The organism is Nostoc sp. KVJ20, from assembly GCF_001712795.1.
GTDB lineage: Bacteria > Cyanobacteriota > Cyanobacteriia > Cyanobacteriales > Nostocaceae > Nostoc.
In genome coordinates, this window is sequence record NZ_KV757634.1 from 47,242 (window position 1) to 70,278 (window position 23,037).

Sequence of the window (23,037 nt, forward strand, 5' to 3'; positions counted from 1 at the left end):
ATCAGACAAGAAGCTGCTTGCAAAGGAGGGAAACCGGAAAGTCTTGTTCCCTCCCCTTTACAAGGGGAGGGTTAGGGTGGGGTAAAACCTTGGTTCAATGAACCCAGAAATATACTAGAAGTACAGTACATACCGTCAACGGAACTCCAAAGCGGAGATGCTCCCAAAAAGTTAGCTTGTAACCTAAATCCGCAGCAGCTTCTACAGTAATCAGGTTGGCGACTGCACCAAACAAAGTTAAATTCCCTGCCAATGTTGATCCTGCTGCTAGCAACAACCAAGACTTAGTATCACCTTGAGAAATCAGCGGTTGTAATAAGAGTACAGCCGGAACATTAGAAATCAAGTTAGATAAAACGACAGTTACACCCAGTAAACTCGCAGCAGAGTTTACTGTATGAGTCAATGGCTGGAGCAAATTCAACTTTTGCGTGACTCGCGTCAGGATAAACAATCCAGAAAACATTACCAACAGGTTCCAATCCACCTTTTGCAAAATGCGCTGGGGTTTAACCCGCCGAGTAATTAGCAACAAGCTAGCAGCAACTAAAGCAGACTGCGCTAAGGGTAAGCCGACAGTAAATGCAATTAGCAGCCCAGTTGTGATGACTAATGTTTTATTAAATAAGGGTTTATAAATCCGTTGGTTGGTGGTGGGTAATATTTGGCAAGGTTTGACTGAGCGGACATCTGGGTAAAGTAGCCACAGTAATATCACTTGAATTACCAAGCCAGCTAGGGCAACTGGGGCTAATACACGCAGAAATTCTAGATAGGAGATGCCTGAAAACGAGCCAATCAGGATATTTTGAGGATTACCGCTCAAAGTTGCTACCGATCCGATATTAGTTGCACCTGCGATCGCTAGTAAATAAGGTATCGGATTTAAACCCAAAGCTTGAGTCAAACTCAAGGTTAATGGTGTAAAAACTAGCGCCAGAGTGTCATTGAGAAAAAAGGCAGAGAGTATACCACTGCCAAAAGTTAAAGCAATCAACAAACCTAAAGGAGTGCGAGTGATACTCAATATCACTGATAGCGATCGCCGAAAAAACCCTGCATAAGATAGATTGGCGTTCACTACCATCATGCTCAAGAGAAACACGATGGTATTGGCATCAATGGCCTGCCATGCCTCCTGTAAATTTAGAACACCTAAAGCAATTAAAAAGGCAGAACCGACCAAAGCGATGGTGGCGCGGTTCATCCGTAAACCAGGAATGTAGCCCAATGCTAACCCCAGGTAAGTTAGCCCTAAGACGCTGTATATTGCAAATTGGAGAAAAATCACTTTCTTTACCGAGACTTTGCGACGAACGATGGTTTCTTGAAGAAGAATTCAGAAGTCAGAATGGGCTAAACGCCCCGCTATCGCTAACAGGAGTCAGAATGAATCAGTGGGGGATTCAGGCCCACCACTGTCTTGTTGACCACTAAATCTTTGATCTAGTGGGGGTTTTAAACCCCTGGATTCTAGACGCGACGCTATCGCGGACTCGCTAACGCTGCGCTATCCACCAGTCGCACAAAATTCATTCTGAATTCTGGCTCCTGACTCCTGAATTCTGTTTCATAAATATCCGCTCTGCATCTACTGAGAAAACCAACCCACCTGGCTTTCAGCCGCAGTCGTATCTACAGACTTCTCTCTATTCAGCCAGCAATAAACGGTATGTACTTACGTGAGAAAGTGGGAACACGGAGGGGAAAAATGCCTTCTAGGATATTACTGATGTTTATACTTATAAAAAATTATTTTATCAATAGCTTATATTAAGGATTGTAAATGTTACACTAAAACCTATCCAATGATGGATGTCTTTATTAAAATTTAAACTGTGTCAAGTTATGAACAAGATCGTAATATTACACTACCGATCCCCAGAAAATTGCGATTAACTTGACGTAGTAATAAATTAGGTTCTGACTTAAGTGGCTAATCAGGTATTACATTATATCGCAGTCAGAACGCGATTTTTCCGGGAAAGTTCGTTGCCACGTTGTATATATTCATCAAAAAGGTGAATAGCCTCAATAATACAGAGGGTTAATCATGAAGGTATTCGACAATACCACAAAAAGAATTTTTCTGGCTAGCTGGGTATCAATCAATCAAGCAGAGACTAGTGATCATAAAGGAACCCAGCTAAACCGTTCTATTTCCAAGCCTCACTGGGATATTCTCCAACCCTTACGGCAGCGTGTAGAAAATATTCAAGTCCGCGATCGCCAACTAGCTCACCGCTTGTGCAAACTGATTCCATCTCAGTGCCCCTTTGAGCGCGATGTCAAAGTATTTGGGAAAACCCTGTTTCACATTCCGCCCATGTGCAAGCTCAATCCCTTATATGACGAAGTGGTTGGTTTACGTTTCCGAGCGCTGTGCTATCTAGCCGATGAATGCGGCGAAGATGTATCGCAGTACTGTTGAGTGTTGAGTGTTGAGTCAAGAGTGAGTAGTTAGGAGTAATAGGTCGGGGATCAATAATATAACTCCTAATTCCTAACTCCTAACCATTTTTTACTATTTTTTTACTATTTCTTTTGCCATTTTTGGATGGCATCCTGAGCATCTTCATAAGCACCTGTCTCTTCTGGCACTAAGGTAGCAGTCTCAATTGCAGCCTTAAGTTCTCCTTGGGCAGCGCGACGCTTGGCCATGTCTAAAATTTTCTCACTCCAGCTATTGATCGATTTTTGAGCGGCATCAAAGCCCGGTTGACCTGCTGGTACTTTTTTGGCAACTTCGATCGCCCGATTGTAAGTAGATGCCTGTCCAGATTTAATCAAGGCATTAGCTGCATCTAAAAGAGTTTTGTTACTGACATACTGCTTGCCCTCTAACCGCCACAGGTTTATTGCTGCTTGTGCTTTGGCGTAGGGGGCTTCGTCTTTGGTGATTAATCGAGCGGCTGCAATAGCGCTGGCATACTGTCTTTGTTTAGCACGGCCCTCTGCTAAATCTAAAATCATCTGGCTCCAAATCTTAATATTCTCCTGAGCTTGTTCGTACAGTGGTTCACCGGGTTTTATTTTCCGGGCTGTAGCGATCGCCATGCTCAAATCACTAGCCTGAGTTTGTCTGAGTGACATTTTCGCCAAGTCTAATACTGCTTGATTCCGCTTTTTCGACTGGGAACTAGAGGCTATTTGGGCGCTAGATTGGTTGTTGAGTCTAACTGGTGGAGTGCTATCACTTGGTAAATTCTCGATAACCTGAGAGTTACTAGCAGTAGCATTGGGTGATGTGCTTGATATTTGCTTAATTCTAAAAGTTTCTTGATTACGCAAAAAAACTACGGCAATTAAACCTGCTACCAGCAAGCTGCCTCCGCCCCACAAGATAAACTGTTTCCAAAAAGGGATGCTTGGCTGATTCGATGGCAATCGAGAGACGTAACCTTTAGAGGAATTGGGAATAAATCTTCCTCTCGGATTCGCTCCTAAAGAAGTTTCCGGCATTGGCTGCGAAACTAAGCCGCTAGCTGACCCTTGGACTTGTTTACCCTTGGACTTCTCAACCTTCACCTGTTGGGATGAACTCACAGTAGCTTCTCCCCATCTGCCACGTTCTGCTGAAGTTTTAGGGTAATCGTCAAGGGGAGGAGCCGCACGAGCGATCGCAAAAGATTCTTCAGGATAAATCACCGGTTCTGGTTGAAAGTGATTTTCCATTGCCAATTGTGGCAAAATTACTTGCTGCCTTGATGGGATGATCGTGGCAGGATTTTGGACAGGACGCCAATGGTGATGACATAGTTTTGGCATGAGCAAGCTTAGGTAGCTTTCTAAATCTGCCAAGTTGCTGCCATTGCCAGAACGCAAAGCTTCTAACAAAGCTGCTGTAAAGAATCCGTGACCTAATTCGCTACTCTCATGGGAAAATTGCTCTGGTTGGCAAGAAAGAATTGTCGCCAGTTGTAATTCTTGAGCTAATTCTATGGTTTCTTCACCAACGGGAGCATCCGCTTGAGTGCCAAAAGCGCGGTTGATATCGAGTAGTAGCAATACATTTAGATCAGTAAGTTGCAGACTTTGCATTAGCGATCGCAATTCTATGCCAGTCTCTTGCACGAGTTCGGGGTTGCCTTCCACTGGCATTAAGTAATCTTTGCCCTTGTAGTTGACTCCATAACCGCTAAAGAATAACCACAGATAGTCTTCCGGTTGCCAACTTGTCGCTGCAAAATCCTCAAGCAGCAGCAGAATGTTCTCCTTGGTTGGATAAGTTGATCTATCCCCAATCGGTGGCGAGGTATCTGTCATGACTAGACAGTGTTCAGGGAGAAAACCTGCTTCTGTCACCAAAAAATCATCTAGTGCCTCAGCATCAGCTTGGGCACAACTTAAAGGTTGAAATAACTGATATTGATTGATGCCAATTGCGATCGCCCAGTAATTTGCCATCCCGCTCTTTGTCAGTTATCGTTTGCTGGTCTTAAAATTGCGGTTGGCTTTGCCAAAATAACAAAGCTAACCTGTGTCTTATAGTCTAGGTGATTCTGATCGAATCTTAAGTTAGAATGTAATTTTTATTACGTTAGTCAACCGGAAAATACCTTTTACCTAATTTCAATAAAAGATCATCACTAAGGAGATAGAAGGTCATGAGCAAGATTTCTGCTCACCTACCATCATCGATCACTCCCTTTTCAGTTATTAGCCAAATTGCCAGAAGAATCCGGATAGTTCCTTTAGTAGTTTTGCTCATATCTACTGTTCCTGCGTGGTTTTTGACGGAAGTGATCGCCCCCCAGGTTGTGCGAGCTTACACCGCTAGAGTTGATTTAGCTATTGACCGTTTGCCGGAAGAAAACTATGAAACCATTCTGCGGAGGGCGGAAGCGGCTGCGAGGGCAGCGGCTCAAAGGAGCTTCGACCAAGATATCTTGGTGACAGATGTTTCCATCATTGTGTCCGTACAAAATTATGGAGCGATCGCACCAGTCTTGACATTAGAAGTTAGTCGTCCCCAATGGCGATCGCGTCCTGATGCTCAAAATTGGGCAACTTACTTTAAAACTGCGCGATCGCTACTTTTCTTTGAAAATACCTCTAATCCAGTTCCAGCAGCTAGTAGTGTGTCAACCCCAAAATGACGGATTGGGCCAGATACAGAGGAAGTTCCAAGCCAAGGTTCCTTGATTTGGAACTTCTTAACTTATTCCTGACTCAACTGTTGTCTTTGGCGTCAGTGGATGGCCTAGAATAAGAAGGTTGTCAAGAATCGCGATATCTGCTGACATGGCTGTTCCTAAGAAGAAAACTTCCAAATCAAAACGAGATAAACGTCGAGCTACCTGGAGACACAAAGCTGTCGTCGAAGCTCAGAAAGCCCTCTCTCTGGGCAAGTCGATTTTGACTGGACGTTCGACATTTGTATATCCAACTGCTGAAGAAGAGGAAGAAGAATCATAATTTCCCAGTCAGGAAAAGCATGAACAGCACCGATAGATTTGATTGGTGACTTTACCAATGAAACTTCTCACTACTGGATAAATGCTTTTTCTTAGCTTTCCTGATTGAATTATGAATCATAAACACTCTACATAAGCTCATTAGATCGAAAAAAATTGGTAGTGAGTAATTGGGAACATCCATTACCCATTACCTATCATTCATAAGTAATGATCAAGTCATCCTATAAAATAGGAGTCAGAATTCAGAATTCAGAATACTCTACCCATAAAAAGATAGAGTTTTAAGGCGAGAATATTTTAATTTTTTTCGCCCACTAAACACTCACTTTTCAGCAATATTCGTCACCCACTCGTACAGAACTCATACTGAATTCTGACTCCTGAGTTCTGAATTCTTCTTATAAAAAGTAAAACATCTGGTGCTGTTGGCAACTCCACAAAAAAACTTGTAAATACCTTGAGAAAAATAAGTTTTCTCCAACTATGCTAGGAAAATTTTTTCAGAAACCAGGGAAGGAAGAAAGCGAACGCGTTCCTCCTGGTCAACACTTAGCTAAAGGTTTCCCCGTATTAACTTACGGTGCAACTCCCCAAGTCAGCACTGAGGAATGGGAGTTTAAAGTTTGGGGTTTAGCAAAACCTGCTACCTTTAGTTGGTCAGACTTTATGGCGCTACCTCAACACGAATTCACAGCAGACTTCCACTGTGTAACGCGCTGGTCTAAACTCGATGTCAAATGGACTGGCATTAAAGTTACAGATTTTATGGGTCTGGTTGAGTTAGACCCCAAGGCAGCCTACATTATGGAACACTGCTATGGCGGCTACACTACCAATATTTCTGTAGAAGATTTCATCCGCGAAGAAAACTTCTTTGCCTTTAAAGTTTTTGGTGAAGACCTTTCAACTGAACACGGTGGCCCGATGCGGTTAGTTGTTCCCCACCTCTACGCTTGGAAAAGTGCTAAGTGGATTAATGGTTTAGAATTTTTACCTGGTGAAGAACTTGGTTTTTGGGAGCGCAATGGCTACCATCGCCGTGGTGAACCCTGGGCGGAGGAGCGTTACAGCAACGCTTTTGGGTTTTAGGAGTTTTAGGAGAGACGCGATTAATCGCGTCTGTACAAGAGTTAGGAGTTATGGATTTTTATTCCTCACTCCTCACTCTTAGCAAAGAACTTTTAACCAAGAAGTTTCTTTATGAGTGGCAATTTGCCCTGATAAGGAGCGTATCGCCATTTTAAATCTAGCCAGAAGGAGTTTTGCAATACACTTTTCTTATGGGAGAAGGTGTCAAAACTAGCTTTACCGTGATAGTTGCCAATACCGCTATCTCCTACTCCACCAAATGGTAAAGACGAGACACCAACCTGCATCACTGTGTCGTTAATGCAGACTCCACCAGAGGAAGTTTCTTGCAAAACTCGCTTTTGCAGGTTTTTGTCTTGAGAAAATAAGTATAACGCCAAAGGTTTGGGTCTAGAGTTAATCAAGGCGATCGCTTCTGCAATATCAGTATATTCAATGATGGGTAGAATAGGGCCAAAAATTTCTTCCTCCATTACAGGATCTTCCAAAGAGACATGATCAATCACTGTGGGGGCAATATAACGCTCTGAAGGTTGATTTTCTCCACCGATGATAACTTCAACATCTTTGAGAAAATTAACCAATCTATCAAAGTGTTTTTGGCTGATAATCCTAGCATAATCAGGACTGTTTATAGGATTATCGCCATAAAATTCTTTTAAAGATTTTGCCAGACCATCTATTAAATCTTTTTTGATTTTTTTATTAACTAAAAGATAGTCAGGGGCAATACAAGTTTGTCCAGCATTAATAAATTTGCCCCAAGTAATTCGTCTGACAGTGTGTTCAAGATTAATGTCAGTATCTACGATACAAGGACTTTTACCACCCAATTCTAAAGTCACTGGTGTGAGATGTTTTGCCGCTGCTGCCATAATGATTTTACCGACGGCTGTGCCACCAGTAAAAAAGATATGGTCAAACTTTTCTGCAAGTAGTTTTTGACTAGCTTCCACGCCTCCTTCAACCACTGCAATATAAGCAGGGTCAAAATGTTTGGCAATAATCTTAGCAACAATATCAGACGTATGAGAAGCAATTTCTGAAGGTTTGAGAATTGCACAATTCCCGGCTGCGATCGCACCTATTAAAGGTGAGATAATTAACTGAAATGGATAGTTCCAAGGGCCGATAATTAACACAACCCCTAACGGTTCTGGATAAATTTTTGCTGAGTATGAAAAGAAATCCCAAGAAACGGCTGCTTTTTTAGGCTTACTCCAGTTTTGAAGATGTTTTATAGCGTAATCAATTTCTTTAATTACACTTATTTCTGTAATATAAGTTTCCACTTGTGGTTTATGTAAATCCGCTTGTAATGCCTCAACTATTGCTTGTTCATGCTCAATTATTGCTTGCTTGAGAGTTTTAAGTTGTTCAATCCGAAAAGTGACATCTTTTGTTTTGCCAGTTTGAAAAAACTCTCGCTGATTCTGGATAATTTCGCCAACGTTAGATAATTCAGTGGTAATCATTTGCTTGTCCGATAAAAAACTGTTTGTTTAATTTGATTGCTGCTAAATAAGCATATTTTTTATTGTTCTATTTTCTAATTGGAATATTTAGCTAAAAGTAAATACTAGTAAGGTTATAAATTATAAATTATCAGGATAAATAACTCTAAAATTCATAATTTATAATTACTAATTTTTTCATGTTTTGCTGGGTAGAAGCACAATAAACACACTACCTTTACCCAACTCAGAATTAAGGAGAATTATGCCTTGATGTGCCTCGACAATTCGACGAGCAAGGTACAATCCTAAGCCACTACCAGAAGTTTTGTGACTGCCTTGGCGAAATCGTTCAAATATGGTGGCTTGTTCTTCAGTGGGAATACCTGGGCCAGTATCCGCTATCTCAATTCTAATGTAGTCACCAGAATTGGATTTTCCAGATAACTGAGATTGACTACTGTTGTCGAACTGGCGTTGAGAAGTAAAACGAATAGTAATAGAGCCAGAGTTGGTAAATTTGATCGCATTGCCTATGAGATTGGTGAATAGACGATGCAGTTCTAAGCGATCGCCCATCACTGTGTTTGACTCTTCAGTAAAATCTAAACTTAGGGACAGTGCTTTGTCTTGGGCTAGAGGTGATAATTCTCCCATTACTTCTTCTAGCAGTTGTCTCAGATTGACTGGTTGAAATGCCAAACTTTTGCGACCTGCTTCAAAGCGATAAACTTCCAGTAAGGTATTGACCATAGAAAGCAGGTTGATATTGCTACGGGCCATGATTGCAATTACTTCCTGCATTTGCGTTGATAATGTTCCCAACGCGCCTTGCTGAAATAGCATCAACATGCGATCGGCGGCTACCAAGGGAGTGCGTAAATCGTGAGTGAGGCGGGAGACAAAATCTTCTCGCTGACGGGCAATTTCATCACGTTCATCCATACTATGCTTCAAACGCAGGAGCGATCGCACTCGTGCCAGCAATTCATCTACTGTTACAGGTTTGCGGATAAAATCATCAGCCCCCAAGTCTAAACCGTGGGCGACATTGGGCGCATCATGGGCAGTTATCAGCAATATGGGGATATATTGCGGCAATTTCATCTCACCGCGAATATGCTTTGTGACTTCGTACCCATCCATACCTGGCATCATCAGATCCAGTAGAACCAAGTCACAAGGAGAAGCTTTCAATTCTGCCAAAGCCGAAATCCCATTTTCTGCGGTGCTAACTGTGTAACCTTCTTCCTCCAAAATAGTTTTGATCAAAAACACGTTATCAGGAGAGTCATCAACAACCAGAATTTTGTCAGAGCGAGAAGATTGTGAAGTCATATAGATGCAAGGTACGGGGTAAAAGTAAATTTTTAGGAAAACTGGTTTATTGGTATAGTTTTGTAGGTATTCCCTTTAGATAAACTTCTTCCGAAGAAAAATTGTTGAGCAAGAAATTTATATAAATGTGTTTTAAAAACTACTTCACTTACCTTTTTAGCAGATAGCCACAAGCTAATTGAATTATGGCTCGTAAATTTATAGAACTGAATACAGAGGATAGCGACACGATTTTAGTATCAGTTTAGTAAATAGATATATCAGTAGGTCAGATATTGGCTACTGACTATTTACCTGTAAAAAAAAGTAAAAATCAGCTTTGATGCTGTACATTGCAAGAAAATTATAGTCAAATTTGTCAAAATTTCTGGATATTGATTCGACTATGCCAACTTTGCCAGCAGCCAGCAAAAATGCCAGATTTTTCATCAGCTATCGCAGTCAAGATCCAGATTTGAGCCTGGCCCATAATTTTTATGAAGCTCTTAAAGCTGCTGGGCACGAAGCATTTATGGCAGGTGAGAGTATTCGCTTGGGAGAAAAATGGCCCCAGCGCATTGATGAAGAATTAAAACTATGTGATTACTTTTTGTTGCTGTTGTCTGAGCGATCGGCAACTAGCGAGATGGTGACAGAAGAGGTGAGACAGGCTAAAGAGTTACGGGATGGCAGTAATCACTATAAGCCAGTGATTTTGCCTATTCGCGTTAACTTCCCTTGGAGTAAGCCACTGAACTATGATTTGCGGGGCTATTTACAACAGGTTCAGCAGCGAGAGTGGAATTCACCTGCCGATACTCCCAGAATTTTACAGGAAATTTTTAGTTTACTGACAGATGGAGATACAAAAAGATTGGCAAATGGGGAGATGGGGAGAGAAGAAAGTAGTTATTCTTTCCCTTCATCACCCTTCCACCCTCTGACTCTTTCACCGCCTGTGCCAGTGGCAGAACCAGAATTGCCTGAAGGGCAGGTGGATTTGGCTTCGGCGTTTTATATTGATCGCCCTCCCATCGAATCTCGCTGCTACGAGGCAATTTTGAAGCCAGGATCTTTGATTCGGATCAAAGCGCCCCGGCAGATGGGTAAAACTTCACTCATGGCGCGGATTCTTCATCAAGCGTCACAACAAGATTATCTAACCGTGCCTTTGAGCTTTCAATTAGCAGATGGAAAGGTTTTTGCAGATTTGGATAAGTTCCTTCAGTGGTTTTGTGCCAGTGTCGGACGGAGGTTGAGGCTACCCAACAAGTTAGCAGATTACTGGGATGTGATTTTTGGCAGTAAGGACAATTGCACCGCTTATTTCGAGGAGTATCTCTTACCAGAAATCAACCAACCCCTAGCATTGGGATTGGATGAAGTTGATCGTATATTTCAACATCCCGAAATTGCCGCAGACTTTTTTGGGCTGTTACGCGCTTGGCATGAAGATGCTAAAAACCGGGATATTTGGAAAAAACTGCGGTTGGTAGTAGTGCATTCCACAGAAGTTTATATTCCAATGAATATCAATCAATCGCCGTTTAATGTAGGCTTGCCGATTGAGTTACCAGAGTTTAACGCCCAACAGGTTCTTGATTTGGCACGAAGGCATGGACTCAATTGGAGTTTTACCCAAGTTGAACAACTAATGGCAATGGTGGGAGGACACCCCTATCTTGTACGGGTGGCACTTTATCACATTGCCAGACAGGATACTACGCTCAATCTGCTTTTGCAAACAGCCCCCACAGAAGCTGGCCCTTATAGCGATCATTTACGTCGGCATTTGTGGAATTTAGAACAGCGTCCAGAATTAGCTGCTGCTATCAAAAAGGTAGTTGCCAATACTAGCCCAGTTCGGTTGGATTCGATACAATGCTTTAAACTACTCAGTATGGGCTTATTACAACAGCAAGGAAATGATGTAACGCCACGTTGTAATTTGTATCGTCAGTATTTTTGCGATCGCTTGAGAGTTAGGTGATGAACATAGAACAAAACCCAGCTTATGAATATCAAGTTGGTGGCAGTTTACCAGTTGATGCCCCCAGTTATGTAAAGCGTCAAGCAGATACAGATTTGTATGAAGCGTTGAAGGCTGGGGAGTTTTGTTATGTTCTAAATTCTCGGCAGATGGGCAAGTCTAGCCTGTGGGTGCAAACTATGCAAAGACTACAAAACGAAGGTATTGCATGTGCTGCGGTTGACTTGACGAAGATTGGTAGCAAGCACGTTGCACCAGATCAATGGTATGCGGGTGTAGTACGTATTTTGGTAAGTGGTTTTGAGCTTTCAGGAAAGTTTAATGTACGAAGTTGGTGGCGCGATCGCGATCATCTTTCTCCGGTACAGCGATTGAGTGAATTTCTCGAAGAAGTTCTGCTAGTTGAAGTTGTTAAATCCATAGTCATTTTTGTAGATGAAATTGATAGTGTTATCAGCCTGAATTTTTCAACTGATGATTTTTTTGCTTTGCTCCGGTTCTGCTACAACCAGCGTGTTGATAAAGCAGCGTACAAACGCCTCACATTTTGTCTGTTAGGGGTAGCTACTCCCTCAGATTTGATTAAAGATAAAAAGCGCACACCGTTCAATATAGGTCACGCAATTGAATTAAAAGGCTTTGAATTGCACGAAGTCCAACCTTTGGCTGAGGGATTGATGGGAAAAGTCAGCAATCCCCAAACAGTACTGCAAGAGCTTTTGGATTGGACCGGTGGTCAACCATTTCTCACCCAGAAGCTTTGTCAACTCATCCCAGACATAGTGGAGGTATCAGGGGTAGAAGAGTTAGTGCGATCGCACATAATTGACAATTGGGAATTCCAGGATGAGCCTGAGCATTTGAGGACGATACGTGACCGTCTTCTCAGAGATGAACAACGCGCGGGAAGACTATTGGGACTGTATCAGCAAATTTGGCAACATGGAGAGATGCCAGTTGATAATAGTTATGACCAGATAGAACTACGGCTGTCTGGTTTAGTTGTAGAGCAACAGGGTAATTTAAAGGTTTACAATCGCATCTATGCTGATGTTTTTAATCAAAACTGGATTGACAAGATATTAGCAAATTTACGACCCTATGGTCAGGCTCTATCAGCATGGATAGGTTCGCAGAAAGATGAGTCATGGTTATTGCGTGGACAAGCATTACGCAACGCTCAAGATTGGGCTACCAACAAAAGTTTGAGCAGTGAGGATAATCAATTTTTAAATGCCAGCCTAGAGCTTGAGAGACGAGAATTAGAGGATGCTTTAAAGTCACACACATTCAAGTTTAAACATGGAGAAGCATCCTCAGTAATTGAATTAATTACTGTATGTGAAAAGTATCCTGAAGAGGGACAAGATTATTTGCTCAATGGGTATCTTGAAACTTGGTTAGTAGGACAAGGAAAGACATACTTAGGAAATATATCACGTAAAATTGTGTCCGACTACAACCAAGAAATGCGTAAAGGTTTAGAGATATTTCTACGGGAATTGTGTGAAGATGCTGGAGTAGCTCCATATCCTGAAATCTCTGTTCAATCTCATAGTCTAGACTTTGGTGAATTACCAGTCGGTTCTCAAAAATGGGTTTCCTTAAAAATTAGTAATAATGGACGTGGATTTGCATGGGGAAATGTGAAACTTGAACCTCATCTTCCAGGTGTAAGTATAATTGATAATTTCGATTCCTCTATTGATGAAAATTTTGATATTCAGTTGGATACGCTGTGGGTTAAACCAGGCGAATACCAAGGTTTTATTGTTCTTCTTTTAGAAGAAATTAATTATCCTTGCAGAATTTATATACATTATCAAGTCATCGAACTACAAGTTAGTATAGAGCCGATGCAACTAGATTTAGGATTTGTCCCACACGGGACGCATTTAATTAAAAGCTCATTGAAAATCACTTGTGAACCTTCTGGTGGAAGGCTTAAGGGAACAGCTGTAACGTCTGATATGGCTCGATTAGAAGTAAAACCGCATATTTTTGAGGGTTCATTCTTAGAATTGTCTTTGGCCTTAGATACAACCTTTATAGAGGTAGGGAGCTACAATTTTATAATCTCTATACAAACTAATACTGGAAATTATGAAGTACCCGTTTATTTTAGGAAACCTATAAGGCAAGATAGTATCATTATATCTGCTGCTAATGCTAGTATATTTATAGGATTAGTGATGTATTTAAGCCGGTTTTTTTTGCAGGGCTTATTAGGCTTATCAAAATTATCATACCTACCTGAATTTAGTCAAGTCAGTGCAGTTGATTTTTCAAAAAATCTACAAATTCAACAATTAACATACTTTATACTTGGTGTTATTATTACTATAGTAATCAGCAAACTAATATTATTTTACAGTAGTCAATATTTAAACAAATATTTTACTTTTTTAAAAAAATATACATATGATAGGAGAAAAATTCTATTTGATAAATATACGAATACGATAATTTATGAAATAAACAAAATATTTAGGTATTTTAATAGAAATTATTATTATTGGATAATATTTTCATCTATAATACCATTAATTGTTTTTTATACTTGGCCTTTTTTCACACAACCTAATATTGGGAAAAATGTTTTAACGTTATCAAAGTTAATATCTATATTGTGGTCACTCATTATCTATATTACAGGCTTGTTATTAAAAATATTTGGATATATTGGTGCTAGCTTTATATTTATGTTTGATTTAATTACATATCCAACAACATGGATTGGCATTAATCAACCAGACGTTGGATGGTTAATGTTAGGTTTGCTTATAGGTGGAGTTTTAGGATGGACTTATGAACTCAAACGTATAAAATAAATGCATCTAATATCTATAACAATTCAGCTATTATGATAATTTAAGAAACCAATTCAATGGCACAAAATTGACAAAGGCAACTTTACTCTCATCTTTAAGAGGGATATCTAGCAAAAAACCGCTCTATACCTACGCTTATTTTCCAGAGTTTAGACTATCCAAGACTTGTTGGAATTCTACTGTGGAAGGAATTGAGATCGCACTTTTATGAAGCATTTTTAGCACAGATGGTTCTTCTATCTTATTGATAACTTCGACAATAGAGCTTGGCACTTCTCCAAATCGTGTTTCTAGAACTGTAATAATACTTTCTCTAGCATTTTCGACAATTCCTTCTTCTTTTGCTAGCCTTTCAATACTAGTTACGTACCGCATTCTATCTGCCTCCTCGTAACTTCTTACTTCTGTTTTAAAACTAAGTGCCAACTCTTTTGGCAAAACCATTATCCAGTCGATAAACCGAAATAGTTCCCGAATATCTTCCCGGCTATATCCCCGTTCATACAGCCGTCTGACTAGGCTTAGTTTCCACTGTAGCCGATTTTCTGGGTTTCGTTGCGTTGCCTTGGTCTTGAGATGCGCCATCACAATTACACCAAAGGGGTTGGTTGTTTGCTCTAGGGTTTCCCACCCTTGCTCATGGCCCAACAGTTTCGCCACAGGGAAATCTAAGCTGACGCGACATCCGCCCAGTTGATAGCTGTAGCCGGAAGGTCGCCAATTGGGTTGTTCATCTGCTAAAACTGCTAAACTAATGACTCGCTTTTTATGGCGGTCAAATAAGCGGTAATTATATGTGTACATCCGTTCGGCAAATTGGCTGTCATATTGCCCTTGGACTTCCACATGAACCAATACCCAAGCTTCCTCTCCATCTAGTAGCCAAACTTTTGCGACTTTATCGACCAAACGCCGTCCAATTTCTGCATCCGGTTCTAGCTGTTGCAGTTCTGTGTCCAGAAATTCATAAGGTCGCGTCCAGTCAATTTCGGCATAAGCTTGGGTGAAAAAGAATTCCAGAAAGCGGGGAAAATATAGCTCAATGACTTCTTTCCAAGGACTATCGTAATCAGTAAGTTGCTCGGTCATGAATTAAAACAAAAAGTACCTCTGTGCCATTGGTAAAACTGTCGCAGGTTCACAAATCAGCAACTCACCATCAGCCCTGACTTGATATGTTTCTGGATCTACTTCAATGTGGGGTAGTGCATCATTCAGCTTCATATCCCGCTTACTCAATTGGCGTGTTCCAGAAACGGCAACTGCTGACTTTTGTAAACCTAGCTGGCTGGGAATTTCTTTTTCTAAAGCTGCTTGGGAAACGAAAGTTAATGATGTAGCATGACGCGCCCCTGCAAAACTACCAAACATCGATCGCATATACACTGGTTGCGGTGTAGGAATACTAGCGTTAGCATCCCCCATTTGCGCCCATGCAATCATTCCGCCTTTAATCACTATCTCTGGTTTCACGCCAAAAAATGCCGGACGCCACAAACATAAATCTGCTAATTTTCCCTCTTCCACTGAACCCACATATTGAGCAATTCCGTGAGCGATCGCAGGGTTAATTGTATACTTAGCAACATATCTTTTTGCACGAAAATTGTCTGCTTTTTGCTCAGTTCCTTGTGGGTTAAGACTTCCCCGTTGCACCTTCATTTTGTGAGATGTCTGCCAGGTGCGAATTATCACTTCGCCTACCCTTCCCATTGCTTGGGAATCAGAAGAAATCATGCTAAATGCGCCTAAGTCGTGCAAAATGTCTTCGGCGGCAATGGTTTCTCGGCGGATGCGAGATTCGGCAAAAGCGACATCTTCGGCGATCGCAGGATCAAGGTGATGGCATACCATCAACATATCCAGGTGTTCGTCTAAGGTGTTGAGGGTGTAAGGACGTGTGGGATTGGTGGAAGATGGTAGAACGTTGGCTTGTCCGCAAACTTTGATGATATCTGGCGCGTGTCCACCACCTGCGCCTTCGGTGTGGTAAGTGTGGATTACACGATTCTTGAAAGCTGCGATCGTATCTTCGACAAATCCGGCTTCGTTCAGGGTATCAGTATGAATCGCTACTTGCACATCATATTCATCGGCAACACTGAGGCAAGTATCAATTGCTGCGGGTGTGGTTCCCCAATCTTCATGAAGTTTTAACCCCATTGCACCAGCATTTACTTGTTCTACAAGTCCTTGGGGTTTGCTGGCATTACCTTTGCCCATAAACCCTAAGTTGACGGGAAAAGCATCAGCAGCTTGCAGCATCCGGTAAATATTCCAAGGGCCTGGGGTGCAGGTAGTGGCATTTGTACCTGTAGCTGGGCCAGTACCGCCGCCGAGCATGGTGGTAATCCCGGAAGCGATCGCAACTTCAATCTGTTGGGGGCAAATAAAATGAATATGGGCATCAATACCGCCAGCAGTGAGAATCATTCCTTCACCGGCTAAGGCTTCAGTTCCGGGGCCAATAATAATATCTACATTGTCTTGAATATAAGGATTTCCGGCTTTACCAATTTTGAAAATCTTGCCATCTTTAATGCCGATATCTGCTTTGACAATACCCCACCAATCGAGAATTAAGGCATTGGTAATTACTAAATCTACAGCACCATCGGCGTTAGAAATGGGGGATTGTCCCATACCATCTCTGATGACTTTACCGCCGCCGAATTTCACTTCGTCGCCGTAGGTGGTGAAATCTTGTTCAACTTCAATAAATAATTCTGTATCTGCAAGTCGGATGCGATCGCCTACTGTTGGCCCGTAAGTTTCGGCATAAGCGCGGCGATCCATTCTGTAACTCATAACTGTTCCTCACAAACTGCGAATTTGGAATTTTTCAAACCTCATCTGGAAACCATTCCCTTCAGGTGAGGCACACATCACACCTACACTTACTGTTTCCGCTGGAGTCAAATAAGCGAGCCGCAGCATTGTATATTCAGTTCCATTCAAAGAGTATTCCACCTCTATTGCTGTGCCGCGTCGAGTTACACGCACCCAAATTGCAGACGGATTTTGCGGCATTGGAATAACAGACCAATCTGAGTAATTGCGTGTTACTACTGCGCTAACTTGTTGCACACCATTGACAAATTCGATGCCACATTTTAACCAATTCAACTCATCTAAACGTACCATCAGGCCCGCTTGATCGTATAAATCCTGATATTGTCCGCTGATTTTCACTTCAGCAATAAAGTCACCTTGAATCTTTTGATAAAAAAAGTGACCATTATCTCTAATAAAACCGTAGTGAGTTTCCCGCCAGAAATCTGTTTTTGCGCCGGAAGTGATAGCGATCGCTTCATCTTTCACTTCCCAAACAGGCGGTTCATTGTACCATTCTATTTTCATAGCTACAGAGAACCGTTAATTTTGGCATTGAAACCGTAGACTTGGCGAGTACCAACTAAGGGGACTAGAGTTATTTCTTTTTCGTCGCCTGGTTCAAAGCGAACTGCGGTTCCTGCGGGGATATCGAGGCGCATTCCTCGCGCTTGTTCTCTGTCAAAGTTTAAGGCGGTGTTGACTTCATAAAAGTGATAATGTGAACCAACTTGTATCGGGCGATCGCCTGTATTTGACACTTGCAATTTTATTGTTGGACGACCAACATTTAGTTCAATTTCACCTGCTGGTGTGATAATTTCCCCAGGAATCATAATATATTTAAATTCCCAAACTTAACGAATTGGATTATGTACTGTTACTAACTTTGTGCCATCAGGAAAAGTTGCTTCTACCTGTACATCATGCACCATTTCAGGTATTCCTTCCATGACATCATCCCGCGTTAAGAGAGTTGTACCATAACTCATCAATTCAGCTACAGTTTGCCCATCTCTTGCACCTTCTAAAATAGCAGCAGAAATATAAGCGATCGCTTCGGGATAATTCAGTTTTAAACCCCTTCCTTTTCGTCTTTCTGCTAATAAAGCAGCAGTAAAAATTAATAGCTTATCTTTTTCCTGCGGCGTAAGTTGCATTCGTACTTCCTCCTCGCTGATTAGCTCAAACCTGCCATACTCTTGGTATACAATTACCACGATTCAAAAAAGAAATTCGCAGCAATTGCCAAACATCAATAAACCAGTTTCTCACCTCAGATGTGGAAGCACCGCGATATCGACACAATAATCCATGTTGTAATCGGCTAACACCCGCTTCTCCTACCCCATTCCATAAATTTCGCGCTTTTTCAACAATTTCTGCTGAAACGGCACTACCAACCCAAACTAGACTACCTACGATTGGTTTTCCAGCCAAAGCGTGGGGACTGTGGAAAATGTCTTCGCTACCCGGTAAGTATTGGCGATCAATCCATAAAGGAACACCTTGCTGCCAAATTTCCGTGTGCGATCGCCATTCTCCTTGCAAGAATTTCTCTCCTCTAGCACTGCGACCAAATCGGGTAATTTCCCAGCCTAAGAAGCTAGCCCCGGTTGCTAATTCTACCCGTAAATCTTGCCGATAAATTGCGTTGTTAAATAAAATTGTCTCTTGCGGCAACCATTCTAAACAAGCATCAGCGTCAACCTGCATCTGTATGGTTTGTCTAGCTTGTAAGCCATTACTGCGGTATATTTTGCTTGCAGCCGCCGTGGTGATTAAGGTTTGGGCTTGGGGTTGGAGGTGAATATTAGAGGATAAGCGATCGCCTCCTACCATTCCCCCAGCCGTGTGTAAAATGACGCTATGACAAATTTCCCCTTCTGGATAAAATGGGCGTTGTACCTTCAGGGGTGCTTGGTGGTGATTGTAAATTAATTGGGTTGCACCTTGGCGATCGGCATAGACTAAATTAAGTTTGCCATGCCAACCTTCTGCTATTTGCGGATTGCAGGTCATTTATAAATTCAAGATTAAAGTTCAGATATCTTATATTTATTTAATGCATTCTTTCTTACTTTACTTGCAATTTATCATTGTTTTTCGCCAAGGTGTACGCTAGTGCGATAGACCATATAGACAAAACCACTCTCATCACGAAAGTGCTGATATAATTCTTGAAAATTATCAATAAGCTGTTCGTATGCCGAGCCTTTACGCGGAAGGTAAGAAACACTCATTGCTCGTCCAATAAGTCCAGTTAAATCTAACTGTTGTCTATAAGTAAAATTATATTCACGGATATTAATAAAATGGGGAGTTACTAACAGTGGCTCTACCGACTGCATTCGAGATTCTGCTGGGTGATTATTAGATGCTTCGCGGACTATTCGCCTATATTCTGTAGTTAACGCATCTTTTTGATCGCGGTTATTCCACACCACAGCCAAGCGTGCTGATGGTTTTAAAATGCGGTGAAATTCCAATAAAGTTGGTTCGGGATTGAACCAGTGGAAAGCTTGAAAACAAGTAACTAAATCAACTGAATTATCAGGTAGTTGGGTAAATTCTGCTGTTCCGTCACGAAACTCTATCAAAGAATGTACTTGAGCAGCCTCTCGCATCGCTGCATTTGGTTCTATGGCTATGACATTAACTCCGCGTTCAGCTAACAATCTTGAAGAAATTCCTGTACCTGCGCCAATATCTGCTGCTACGAGTTGTGAATTTTCACCTAATCCTTCCAAGATAATATCAATTGCATCTGTGGGGTAACTTGGTCGATATTTTACATAATCCGCTGCTCTGTCAGAAAATCGGTTGAGTGGGTTTAAGGTATGTAAGGGAGTTATTTCAGGATTAATTTGGCTCATGGGTTTTGATGTAAAAGTGGAAGTGCGATCGCTGTAGTTCATAAAAGCGATACGATAAAATTTGTTTTTATACCGCGCCTCTACGATCCATTTCAAAACCATATACATAGATATCAGCAACCTTATAGCGTTTCTCTTTTTCGCGCCATTCAATAATGCCAATTTCACTTAAAAAAGAAGCAAATTCTTCAAAGTCTGCTATATCATGTGCTGACTCTTGCCATACTGTTTGTAACTGTTCTTTAGATAAGAAGGCTAATTTACCCTTAAGAGAATCAAAAAATTTAGTCAAATCAGGGTATTCCTCTTTAATTTCTTCACACCGCTTTTCTGATGCTTTTTTCAAACCAAATTCTAAGGATTTTCCTTGAAGTAGGCGGTCTGTACGAAATTTGCTTGATGATTGTCCCTTATAGCTTAGTTCTTGTTCTTTTGCTCCTTTCAGTAATATACTTAAACTCCGAGGAAAAGTAGTGCTACTTGAGTCTGTTAATCGTTCATAAACCCATCGAGATACATTTTTAGCTCTATTTCCACCTCGGCGACGACTTCCCCACAGTAATTCTAAGGCTTTATCAATTGCCTCTTCTGTAGCTTGATCAATACTTTCAAAAGCGACAGGAGAAATACGGTCAACCAAATTCTTGAAATCTTCAGATTGTATTGCTTGACGAAGTGCTAATCGTAAAAAATCAATCCTAGTCCACTGTAAGATAATATCCCGTCCAGTAAAATGACTTTTATTGTCAAAACTTAAACGATTCCATATATCTTCTCTTAAAAAAATTTTAAATCTAATTTCTGTTAATCTGTTAGCATCACAAGATTGTACTAATTGAAATAATCCAGTGAGTGCTTGCTGTCTTATTCCTCCTACTTCAGGAAAATCTTCATCTAAATCATCGTAAAGAAACCACAGTTTTTGAGAATTATTTTTGGCTTCTTCATTAAGCAGAATATCTATGGCATCTTTAACTATGAGGCGGAGTTCAGAATTAGTAGATAATTCTAACAAAACTTGAGTAGATTCAGACTGCCATCTTTCTTTAGGTAAATTATTAATAATTTTCCTCAATTCACTATACTTTGCGCTTTTCTTTCCTTTAGGAAAGTTAAACAAATTTTCCTGATGACATCTAAGTAGTAAATAAGCTCTCCAAAAAGCTTCCCATGTACCTCTATTTTGTTGTAAAGTTTCATGGATGATTTGAAATTCATCACGAGTTGGACGACTTTCCTGAAATCTCCCATGTGCTGACAAAAATACAGTATTATCTAACCGTCCATGAGCTAGTTTTTGAGCAACACTTTTGTGTTTTAGAAAAAGCCAATAAAGTGCGGTTTTTCCTGTGCCTTTTCGCCCTCTAATTAGGCAGGTTGTATCGTCTAAAAATCTTTCAAAATCAGTAGTACGTTGAAATAGTAGATTCAAATCTTGTCTTGGATCAGCAGCATTTACTTCAGGAAATTGCAGACTTTCAATAATATCCCACCGATGATCTATTGTATTTAAAACATTGCTACGTTTGAGTTCATCAGTTTTTTCATCAATTAAGTTAGCAATTTTTGTGTAGTAATCTTGCATACCTTGTACAGGATAGCTGTCAGCCAAAGCGATTGGCAAAAGATAAGGGACTACTAAAAGTTTTTCTATTGGAGTTTGTGAATTATCTAAATCTGGCTCATCTTCATCTGTTTCATAGTTTTCGTTTGTTACCGTATTTAATCTGTTCAGCAATGAGTACCAAATTTGTTTTACTTTTGATAAACCAATCTCAGTAACATCAGGAACAGGAGAAAAAACAAAATTAATGGATAATTTTTTTATCCATTGTAGTGATTGTATTAGCAGTTCTATTCCTTGTTTATTTTGCTCATTAGGAAAAAGAAATACAATTGCTTCGTCAGCTGCTTGAATTAATGATAAAGCTCCCCATTGATTGATTCCGGTTCTCGAATCAATTAAGATAATATCAGGTTTTAATTGTTCGTAAATTTCACGTTTGAAAATAGACCAAAGACTTTGATCTCCATCAATACTAGTAGTAGCATGAAGATCATCAACTTTGGAGACATAATCAAGATTAAGACAACCAGCAGGAACAACAAATAATCTTCCTGTGGCGTTAGAGATTTTCACTTCACCAAATATTTCAGCAATTGAAATACTTGGTTCTACGTCTTTTGGTAAGTAGGAACGCTCATAAAAATAGTCAACTATTCCATACTTTGGTTGTGGCTTGAGGTTGAATGCCGTACTCAAGCCAGGTGCTTCTAAATCTAAATCCACAGCTACGACTTTAAGACCACGCATTGCCAAAATCGAGGCAACATGGGTTAATGCAGTAGTTCGACCGACTCCTCCCTTAAAGGAATAAAAGGTTACAGTTCTGGGTAAACTGGGATCAGCCTGGGGAAGTTGAGGTTGATTTTGCGGATTTGCTGCTTGAATTGCTAAATCTTGCCAAGTTTGCACTGAAGCTGTATTAAAAGCCTGCGGTGCTGAAAGATTTAGTGAATCTGCTTCTTGAGGCGTATATAAGGAAATAAACCCAGGAGATAAATGAGGAACTTGTGATTTAAGTAAATTAAAACTTTGTTCTTTCCGCTGAGGAATAGATAAATTAATAAAGCGATCACTTACAATAGTCAAATTCAATAAACCTGATGTAGAAATATTTAAATCAACCCATTCTTGGGAATTATGCACATATTGGTTTGTAATTTCTTTCTTTAGCAAAACCTGCCAATTTTCTTGCATTTGACACCTCTTTAAAGTTGAGTAGCTTGCTTTTGTAACCACCCCTTGAGATTCTGATAAGCTTTTAACCAGCGCTTGTAACTTTCATCATCAGGCTCAAGGCCACAATAACGCATATCTATAAAATTTTGGCTATTTGGATTTTCCACTTCATTAAGCCATTTTCGCACTTCAGGAAAATTAGCAATTCTAGATTTAAGTCGATTGTGCCGATTTAACGCTTCTATGTAACTATGTCCCGGATTAGTAATAGTATGCCCAGGATTAGTAGAATCTGTCTTCCATTCCTGAGTTGCACCCTTTGCTAAGGTAGCAAAAATCATTGCTTTTAATAAACACTCAATGGTTACACCTCCAAAGTGCATAGCGGCTACTCTTCTTTCCGATTCTTTTCTACATAATATTTCAGTATCAAGGTGACGTTGCATAAAAGCGGCTTGGTAATCTTCCATTTCGTTATTTTCTCG

At 40.6% G+C, this 23,037-nt stretch carries 19 protein-coding genes; 6 read left to right on the forward strand and 13 right to left on the reverse strand.

Going from position 1 to position 23,037, the window contains the following annotated elements:
- Window positions 1-94: 94 nt before the first annotated feature.
- Window positions 95-1,291, reverse strand: coding sequence for an anion transporter (locus A4S05_RS19330; protein WP_069071427.1), 1,197 nt, complete (start codon window positions 1,289-1,291; stop codon window positions 95-97).
- Window positions 1,292-2,053: 762 nt separating this feature from the next.
- On the opposite strand from A4S05_RS19330, the gene A4S05_RS19335 reads away from it, so the two are divergent.
- Window positions 2,054-2,431 carry a Mo-dependent nitrogenase C-terminal domain-containing protein gene (locus A4S05_RS19335; protein WP_069071428.1) on the forward strand — a complete coding sequence of 126 codons (378 nt, stop codon included), beginning with the start codon at window positions 2,054-2,056 and terminating at the stop codon, window positions 2,429-2,431.
- Between the two features lie 104 nt (window positions 2,432-2,535).
- On the opposite strand, the gene A4S05_RS19340 is transcribed toward A4S05_RS19335, so the two are convergent.
- On the reverse strand, window positions 2,536-4,407 hold the full coding sequence (locus A4S05_RS19340; RefSeq protein WP_069071429.1) for a caspase family protein: 1,872 nt from the start codon (window positions 4,405-4,407) through the stop codon (window positions 2,536-2,538).
- Between the two features lie 200 nt (window positions 4,408-4,607).
- Here A4S05_RS19340 and A4S05_RS19345 point away from each other — a divergent pair, with 200 nt between their 5' ends.
- The 3 genes from A4S05_RS19345 to A4S05_RS19355 all read left to right on the forward strand — a co-directional run bounded on the left by A4S05_RS19345 (window position 4,608) and on the right by A4S05_RS19355 (window position 6,509).
- Window positions 4,608-5,099, forward strand: a complete 492-nt coding sequence (locus tag A4S05_RS19345; protein ID WP_069071430.1) for a hypothetical protein — start codon at window positions 4,608-4,610, stop codon at window positions 5,097-5,099.
- 145 nt (window positions 5,100-5,244) lie between these two features.
- On the forward strand, window positions 5,245-5,418 hold the full coding sequence (gene rpmF, locus A4S05_RS19350) for a 50S ribosomal protein L32 (protein WP_012407602.1): 174 nt from the start codon (window positions 5,245-5,247) through the stop codon (window positions 5,416-5,418).
- Between the two features lie 485 nt (window positions 5,419-5,903).
- A complete protein-coding gene (locus A4S05_RS19355) occupies window positions 5,904-6,509 on the forward strand; it encodes a sulfite oxidase-like oxidoreductase (protein ID WP_069071431.1) in 606 nt (201 codons plus the stop codon).
- Between the two features lie 92 nt (window positions 6,510-6,601).
- Here A4S05_RS19355 and A4S05_RS19360 read toward each other — a convergent pair whose 3' ends face one another.
- Entirely contained in the window at window positions 6,602-7,984 is a 1,383-nt protein-coding gene (locus A4S05_RS19360; RefSeq protein ID WP_069071432.1) for an aldehyde dehydrogenase, read from the reverse strand.
- A 177-nt stretch (window positions 7,985-8,161) separates the two neighbouring features.
- On the reverse strand, window positions 8,162-9,301 hold the full coding sequence (locus A4S05_RS19365) for a hybrid sensor histidine kinase/response regulator (RefSeq protein ID WP_069071433.1): 1,140 nt from the start codon (window positions 9,299-9,301) through the stop codon (window positions 8,162-8,164).
- A gap of 385 nt (window positions 9,302-9,686) precedes the next feature.
- Between A4S05_RS19365 and A4S05_RS19370 the strand changes: the two genes are divergently transcribed.
- Window positions 9,687-11,270, forward strand: a complete 1,584-nt coding sequence (locus tag A4S05_RS19370) for an AAA-like domain-containing protein (RefSeq protein WP_069071434.1) — start codon at window positions 9,687-9,689, stop codon at window positions 11,268-11,270.
- Window positions 11,270-14,101: an AAA-like domain-containing protein gene (locus A4S05_RS19375; protein ID WP_069071435.1), complete on the forward strand. Its 2,832-nt coding sequence runs from the start codon at window positions 11,270-11,272 to the stop codon at window positions 14,099-14,101. Before A4S05_RS19370 ends, A4S05_RS19375 begins: the two co-directional genes overlap by 1 nt.
- A gap of 135 nt (window positions 14,102-14,236) precedes the next feature.
- On the opposite strand, the gene A4S05_RS19380 is transcribed toward A4S05_RS19375, so the two are convergent.
- The 9 genes from A4S05_RS19380 to A4S05_RS19420 all read right to left on the reverse strand — a co-directional run bounded on the left by A4S05_RS19380 (window position 14,237) and on the right by A4S05_RS19420 (window position 23,022).
- Window positions 14,237-15,190, reverse strand: a complete 954-nt coding sequence (locus A4S05_RS19380) for an RpnC/YadD family protein (RefSeq protein ID WP_069071436.1) — start codon at window positions 15,188-15,190, stop codon at window positions 14,237-14,239.
- A gap of 3 nt (window positions 15,191-15,193) precedes the next feature.
- Complete coding sequence (gene ureC, locus A4S05_RS19385) at window positions 15,194-16,909, reverse strand: urease subunit alpha (protein ID WP_069071437.1); 1,716 nt, start codon at window positions 16,907-16,909, stop codon at window positions 15,194-15,196.
- 9 nt (window positions 16,910-16,918) lie between these two features.
- Entirely contained in the window at window positions 16,919-17,461 is a 543-nt protein-coding gene (locus A4S05_RS19390; RefSeq protein ID WP_069071438.1) for a DUF1349 domain-containing protein, read from the reverse strand.
- Window positions 17,462-17,463: 2 nt separating this feature from the next.
- Entirely contained in the window at window positions 17,464-17,769 is a 306-nt protein-coding gene (locus A4S05_RS19395; RefSeq protein ID WP_176727043.1) for an urease subunit beta, read from the reverse strand.
- Between the two features lie 21 nt (window positions 17,770-17,790).
- Complete coding sequence (gene ureA, locus A4S05_RS19400; protein ID WP_012407584.1) at window positions 17,791-18,093, reverse strand: urease subunit gamma; 303 nt, start codon at window positions 18,091-18,093, stop codon at window positions 17,791-17,793.
- Between the two features lie 25 nt (window positions 18,094-18,118).
- Window positions 18,119-18,955 carry an urease accessory protein UreD gene (locus A4S05_RS19405; RefSeq protein WP_069071440.1) on the reverse strand — a complete coding sequence of 279 codons (837 nt, stop codon included), beginning with the start codon at window positions 18,953-18,955 and terminating at the stop codon, window positions 18,119-18,121.
- A 74-nt stretch (window positions 18,956-19,029) separates the two neighbouring features.
- Window positions 19,030-19,809 (reverse strand): class I SAM-dependent methyltransferase, encoded by a 780-nt coding sequence (locus A4S05_RS19410; protein WP_069071450.1) that lies wholly within the window; start codon window positions 19,807-19,809, stop codon window positions 19,030-19,032.
- Between the two features lie 67 nt (window positions 19,810-19,876).
- Window positions 19,877-22,570, reverse strand: a complete 2,694-nt coding sequence (locus tag A4S05_RS19415; protein WP_069071441.1) for a MinD/ParA family ATP-binding protein — start codon at window positions 22,568-22,570, stop codon at window positions 19,877-19,879.
- Between the two features lie 11 nt (window positions 22,571-22,581).
- On the reverse strand, window positions 22,582-23,022 hold the full coding sequence (locus A4S05_RS19420) for a hypothetical protein (protein WP_069071442.1): 441 nt from the start codon (window positions 23,020-23,022) through the stop codon (window positions 22,582-22,584).
- Window positions 23,023-23,037: the final 15 nt, after the last annotated feature.